General features: G+C 32.1%; 3 protein-coding genes and 3 tRNA genes. All 6 read right to left on the bottom strand.

Annotated features, from left to right (window positions below; all coding sequences use genetic code 11):
- The coding region (locus ACMOUI_RS11520; RefSeq protein WP_418965836.1) for a glutamate decarboxylase at window positions 1–1,460 on the bottom strand (1,460 nt) is incomplete at its 3' end.
- 157 nt (window positions 1,461–1,617) lie between these two features.
- Window positions 1,618–1,693, bottom strand: a tRNA-Thr gene (locus ACMOUI_RS11515).
- Window positions 1,694–1,705: 12 nt separating this feature from the next.
- A tRNA-Arg gene (locus ACMOUI_RS11510) sits at window positions 1,706–1,782 on the bottom strand.
- A gap of 18 nt (window positions 1,783–1,800) precedes the next feature.
- Window positions 1,801–1,876 (bottom strand) — tRNA-Gly (locus ACMOUI_RS11505).
- A 70-nt stretch (window positions 1,877–1,946) separates the two neighbouring features.
- A complete protein-coding gene (locus tag ACMOUI_RS11500; protein WP_418965835.1) occupies window positions 1,947–3,551 on the bottom strand; it encodes an ABC-F family ATP-binding cassette domain-containing protein in 1,605 nt (534 codons plus the stop codon).
- A gap of 118 nt (window positions 3,552–3,669) precedes the next feature.
- Window positions 3,670–6,621: a glycoside hydrolase family 2 TIM barrel-domain containing protein gene (locus tag ACMOUI_RS11495; protein ID WP_418965834.1), complete on the bottom strand. Its 2,952-nt coding sequence runs from the start codon at window positions 6,619–6,621 to the stop codon at window positions 3,670–3,672.
- Window positions 6,622–6,939: the final 318 nt, after the last annotated feature.

The following is a 6,939-nucleotide window of genomic DNA, read 5'->3' as shown; positions in this document are numbered from 1 at the left end:
TATTTTTTCAATAATCTTTTTTCTGTGTGAGTGTATCCTGCCACATGGTCCTCTGTTTTCTTTATCTCTTTTTTCTCTGTCATATGTTTATCTAGGTACTCTATTGATTCTCTCATATCCTGAAGTAATAATGACATCTGTTCCATACTCTGATCCGCTCTTACCACTACTCTCATTATTGTTACATCTTCAAAGTTCTTTGGTAATGGATAAGCTGGTAATTGCCATCCATAATATCTCAATCTATCTGATAGATCATACTCTGTCCATGCTCTCTTTGGATCATCTTTTAACATCCAACACACTATTGGAATATTCTCTCCACTATTTAATATTCTAAATATTCCTAGTTTTTCCAATCCTTTTGTTAAAAATAATCCCACATCTCTTGATTTTTCATGAACTGCCTTATATCCCTCTTTACCCCATCTTACAAAGTTATAATATTGTGCCCATATTTGGCTTCCTGGTCTTGAGAAGTTTATTTGGAATGTTGGTTCAAACGCTCCTAAGTATGCTACTTTAAATAGTAACTCTTCCGGTAGATATTCCTTATCTCTCCACATTACCCATCCAAGTCCTGGATATACTAGTCCAAACTTATGTCCTGATGTACTTATTGATACTACATTTTTTAATCTGAAATCCCATGGTAACTCCGGATTTACAAATGGTAGGTATAGTCCTCCTGATGCCGCATCTACGTGAATTGGTACCGATAACTTCGCTGTTTTATTATACTCCTCTACCTCTTTATCCAAAGCTACTATATCATCAAATGTTCCTGTATATGTTATACCCATTATTGGTACTATTCCTATTGTATATTCATCACACGCTGCCACTGCCGCCTTTGGATCTAGTCTTAAATCGTCCAATGACATCATTGGTACCTCTCTTAACTCTACATCCCAGTACACTCCAAATTTTTCCCAAACCACTTGGAATCCTGAACTTACCACTAAATTTGGTTTCTTAGCATTTATATCTATTCCTAGAGCTTGGGCTCTTTTTCTCCATCTAAATTTCATTGCCATTCCACCTAGCATACATGCTTCTGATGAGCCAACTGTAGATGTCCCCATATACTCTTCATCCTTTGGAGCGTGCCATAAATCTGCAATAATATTAACACATCTTTTTTCTACTTCTGTTGTCTGTGGATATTCAGCTTTATCTATTGCATTAGTTGCAATTGCGTCTACCATAACCTGTTTTGCTTCTGGTTCCATATATGTTTGAACAAATGTTGCTAAATTATATCTCGGATTTCCATCATGCATCATCTCATCTGAGATTAGCTGATAAGCTACATTTGGATTGATTGCTTTATCATTTATACTTTCTCTTGGTAATACATGAGCTGACTCATAACTTCCAAATAGAGGTGTCATTGAACTATCTGGAGCAAACTCATACTCCTTCTCTTTCTCTTCTCCAACTTTTCTTCTGTGTAACATAAAAAAACCTCCTTCGATTCTAAAACCAATTAAGTTAATACTTAGATTTAAATCTCTGTTACACTATTCGCCTTAACTTGAAAAAATCCTTTAAATTTAATTCCAATTTATTACTATGTATAAAAAAAAAGCACGTTAAGTGCTTTTACTATCAAAGTGGTGCCGCTTATCGGAGTCGAACCAATCACCTACTGATTACAAGTCAGTTGCTCTACCAGATGAGCTAAAGCGGCATATAAAAAAAATGGCGTGTCTGAAGAGATTCGAACTCCTGACCCACGCCTTAGAAGGGCGTTGCTCTATCCAGCTGAGCTACAGACACATTTTTTAAACTATATATTGGAGCGGGAGACGAGGGTCGAACTCGCGACATTCAGCTTGGAAGGCTGACGCTCTACCAACTGAGCTACTCCCGCTAACGTCTTGAAGGAATCCCTCAAGACACAAAAATTGTATCACAATTATTATATATTGTCAATAAGTTTTTTAATTTTTTATTCTAAATCTTTTATCACGAATATCGTATGTCACAAATCCAATTCTTCTCATTAAAACTTTATCATGGCTCACTAATATAACTGCACCTGGATAATCTAACAACATATTTGCTATGGCTGTTCTAGAGTAATCATCCATGTAAGTTGATGGTTCATCTATTATTAGTAGATCTGTTTCCATTAGAGTATTTGTGAATATTTCTAATCTCTTTTTCTCTCCACCAGATAGCATAAATATTCTCTTATCTCTAAACTCTAACTCATTGTTATAAAGATTATCAATAGCTGCTTCTATAAACTCCTCTGAAAGACCTGTTTTCTCTTTTAAGTAATCTTTTATATACATATTTTCATTTTCAAAAACTGTATCTTGCTCTATAAAAGCTATTGTTGCTTTTTCATTTATAAATACCTCTCCTGAAGTAGGTTTATCCAGTCCAGCTATTATTTTTAATAGAGTTGATTTTCCTGAACCATTCTCTCCCACAATACATATCTTAGTATCTCTATCTACAACTAGGTTTGCATCCTTGTATAACATTTTATCAGGATACTCTTTCATCACATCTTTTAAAACGACAATTGGTCCTTCAAACTCTTTTTTTCCAGTTATCATAACATCCTCTGGTGCATCTATATAACTATACTTGTACTCTGGAGAAAACTTAATTCTTTCTCTTTGTAATCTTTCTAACTCTTTTCTCATTCTTCTTAAAATTACAGCATGAGCATGTTTATTATTACATCTTTCAAGTAGTTTTAATTTTCTCTCAATAGCATCTTGAGTCTCTTCTATTGTTTCCTCTGTCTCTCTATTTTTCTTTTTATCCTCTGCTATTCTAACCTTCTTTTCTCTTAGATAAGCCGGATAATCACACTCATAAACTCCAACTTTATTGTTATCTATATCAAAGATTTTTGTAGCAAAAGTTCTTATAAAATCTATATTATGAGATATTACTAAAAAAGCCTTTAAACTATCATTGATATAGTTTGATAACCATGCAGTTTTCTTTTTGTCAAAGAATGAAAGTGGTTCATCTAAAATTATTAAATCAGAGTTACTAAATAAAGTTATAGCTAACCTTATATACTGTCTTTCACCACCACTTAGCTCTCTAAATTTTTTATCTAATTTATCATTTAATTCAAATGTATCTATAAATTCCGATTGAATATGAAGATATGAATATCCTCCTAAACTTTCAAACTCATCTGATAACTTTGAATACTTTTCCATAACTTTCTCATCATTTTCCATATCCCCAGTAAATTCACCTGAAACTGCGTCTAATTCAGCCTGTACAGACATCACTCTCTCAAAAGGTGAATTTAATAGATCTTGAACCTTGCTATCTAAATCAACTCTTCCAAACTGATCAAAACAAGATATTACCGTATTTTCCTCTCTAACTACCACTCCTCTATCAGGATGCTCAGCACCTGTTAAAAGTTTTATTAAAGTTGATTTTCCAGTACCATTGTTTCCAATAAGTGCTATTTTATCTCCAGAATTTACTTCTAAATCAACATGTTTATATAAATTTTGTGAAAAAAATGATTTTGACACATTTTTAAACTCTACTATAGTCATTTTACTCTCCTATTCTCTATTAAATCTAACGTATTATTATACCATGCTTTATATTTTTTAGCAATATTACCTTTAAGTAAATAGAGAAAAGCTAGAGGAAAAATCCTCCAGCTTCAGCTTAGATATTACTCTCTATTGTATAACTAAATACATATTTTTTATTACTTGGAACTAGATATTCATCATGTGTTGGAGCACCCCAAGAATCATCTCCTCCCACTCCCATTTGAATCTTATTTATATTCAATGCTGTACAGTGTGATTTTGGTAACTCATAGTGATGATATGCACTCTCTATTTCATTTACAGTATATGGTAATGCACTAAATTCAAATGTTTCTTCGCCTGATATCTTTATTCCAAATCCAGATTTATTTGTTAATTTAGCCCATCTAGTACCTATTCTATTTCCACACTCCTGTGGTATAACATATTCACTCATGTTACTCTTAGTATCTGTTTTAAAGATTCCAAGTTTAGCACCATGAACTCTATCTATATAGTTCTCATCAGGTCCCATTCCGTACCATTCCACTTCACTATACTCCTTTGGCATCTTATAACTCATACCGAATAGTGGCATCTCAGATAGTCCTTCAACTCCATCATACTCCATGCTAACCTTTAGCTTTCCATCACTAAATCCTTCATATATTAATTCACAAGTTGAAATTGGGTTTGTTGGCAACTCATATTTTGCTCTTATCTCCACAGAGTTTTCTTTTTCAACACTTTTTACATCGATCATTTTTGCATACATTGACGCTAATTTCCATTGAGCATATCTAAATGGCATCTTATTTCCTCTGTCATTGTCTGTTGAAGCTCTCCAGAAGTTTGGCATTACAACTCCCTCTACAAACTCTTTCCCAGCAAATTTTAGGGAGATTAGTCCTCCATACGCTTTTGAAAATATCAACTCCATATCCTTAGCTTTTATTCCTAAATTAAATCCACCATCTATAAAAAGTGGTTTTCCTTTTAAACTCTTTTTCTCTTTTTTCTCAATTTTATAGATTTTTTGTCCAAAACAAATCTCATGTCCTTTTAAAGCATAAAATCTATCCTCTCTTAAATTTAGAGAAACCTCTATTGTATACTCTCCACTATCTTTTACTTTTGGTAAAGATAGTTTAAATGTCTTTTCTGATAAAGGCTTTACACTACACTCTAAAACCTCTTCAAATATGTTTACTCCATTTTTTAATAACTTCACTCTCGTATCATACTCTGAACAATTTGTAAATAAGCTATCATTAAATATAGTAAAAGATTTTTCATCTATAGATATTCTGTAATCTGAAAATAACTGCTTTATCTCTTGAACCTTTGGAGATGGTTTTCTATCCCCATACACAACTCCATTTACACAGAAGTTATAGTCTGTTGGTCTATCTCCAAAATCCCCACCAAAAGCTAAATATTCATTACCAAATGGGTCTTTTTTCATTAAAGACTGATCTATATAATCCCAGATAAATCCTCCCTGATACATAGGATACTTCTTTTCTAACTCTGTATATTTATGAAGTCCTCCATTTGAATTTCCCATAGCATGAGAATATTCACATAGTATAAATGGTTTTTCTGGAGTTTCTTTTAAATATTTCTCTATCTCATGTACTTTTGCATACATTCTACTCTCCATATCTGAGGTTTTATCATATCTTCTATCCCAAAAAATCCCCTCATAGTGTATAACTCTTGTGCTATCTAAACTTCTTAAAAATTCAGACATTTTAAATAGATTCTCTCCCCCAAAAGATTCATTTCCACAAGACCAGATTATGACTGAAGCATGATTTTTATCTCTCTCAAACATAGACTTAGCTCTATCAATTATATTTTCTAACCACTCAGGATTATTATTTGGAATTACTTTATCTGTACATGGTTGCCCTAAAATTTGCCAAGTACCATGTGTTTCTAAGTTGGCTTCATCAATTACATATAGCCCATATTCATCACATAGTTCATACCATCTAGTTTGATTTGGATAGTGTGAAGTTCTTACAGCATTAAAATTATTAGCTTTTAAAAATTTTATATCCCAAATCATATCCTCCTCTGTTATTGCTCTGCCTCTATAACAGTTAAACTCATGTCTATTTACACCTTTAAATACAATACGTTCACCATTTATTTTCATCACTTTATCTGATATCTCAAATTTTCTAAATCCAAATTTTTGATAACACTCTTCAATCACCTTACCACTTTTACTATCTTTAACCGTAATCTTCACCAGATAAAGATTTGGCTTTTCTGCACTCCACAACTTTGGATTTTCAATTTTTTTAGATAACTCTATCTTTATAGCTCCGTCTACTTTTATGCTATTTTCTTCAACTTTTAAAACTATCTCTTCTCCATCAAGTAGTTCCATTTGGATATCAACCATTTGCTCTTTCAGACTTTCAATCTTTAAAACATTTTTCAAAGTAGCTTTTTTAAAATTACCTGTTAAATCAGAGGTTATAAACATATCTTTTATATGTACATCTGGAGTTGAATAAAGATAAACATCTCTAAAAATCCCTGAAAGTCTCCAAAAATCTTGATCCTCTAACCAACTTCCACTACACCACTTATAAACTTTTACCACTATTTCATTATCTTTATCTTTTAAGTATTTTGTTAAATCAAATTCACTAGGTGTGAAGCTATCCTCACTATATCCCACAAACTCTCCATTACAATATAGCTCTAAAGATGACTCAACCCCTTGAAAAGATATATATATAGGTCTATTTTTCCAATCTTTTGGTATATCAAATCTTCTTTTATAGATTCCAAAAGGATTAAACTCTTTAGGTACTTCTCCAGGCTCTAAACTCTCTTTCCCATCCCAAGGATACATTGTGTTCACATATTGTGGATCTCCAAATCCTTGTAACTCCATATGACCTGGAACCTGTATTTTTGTCCAATTAGGTGAATCACAATAGGAAAAATCCCATACCCCATTTAAAGATTTTTTCCATTCTATTCCTAGCCCTGTATATCTATGATCTGAATGTGCACTTAATCTATTAATTTTAAAAACTCTTGGATTATGTAAATTCTCCATAAAACCCTCCCACATATCTAAATTAAATTACTAATATCTAATCACACTTTAAACAATATATCAATTACCAGTATAAACTTCTGCAGAACTTTATTAACTTATTTAAAAAAGTTTTTTCTTTATTTTATTTGGCAAATCAAACTATTGTGATAGAATATACCTATATCTGATATATGTGGGTGATATTATGAAATATGATGTTATTATTACTAGGAAAAATATTAAAAACATTATCCTTAAAGTTAAATCTGATGGGACTGTTACTCTTTCCGCTCCCAAAAGAGTATCCAATGTTTTTATAGAATCTTTTTTAAAATC

Source organism: Cetobacterium sp., from assembly GCF_048470075.1.
GTDB lineage: Bacteria > Fusobacteriota > Fusobacteriia > Fusobacteriales > Fusobacteriaceae > Cetobacterium_A.
This window is presented reverse-complemented; position numbering and strand designations above follow the sequence as displayed.

Excerpts from the sequence above, each read along its gene's own strand:
- ACMOUI_RS11500 (WP_418965835.1), bottom strand. The coding sequence starts at position 3,551 with ATGACTATAGTAGAGTTTAAAAATGTGTCAAAATCATTTTTTTCACAA.
- ACMOUI_RS11495 (WP_418965834.1), bottom strand. The coding sequence starts at position 6,621 with ATGGAGAATTTACATAATCCAAGAGTTTTTAAAATTAATAGATTAAGT.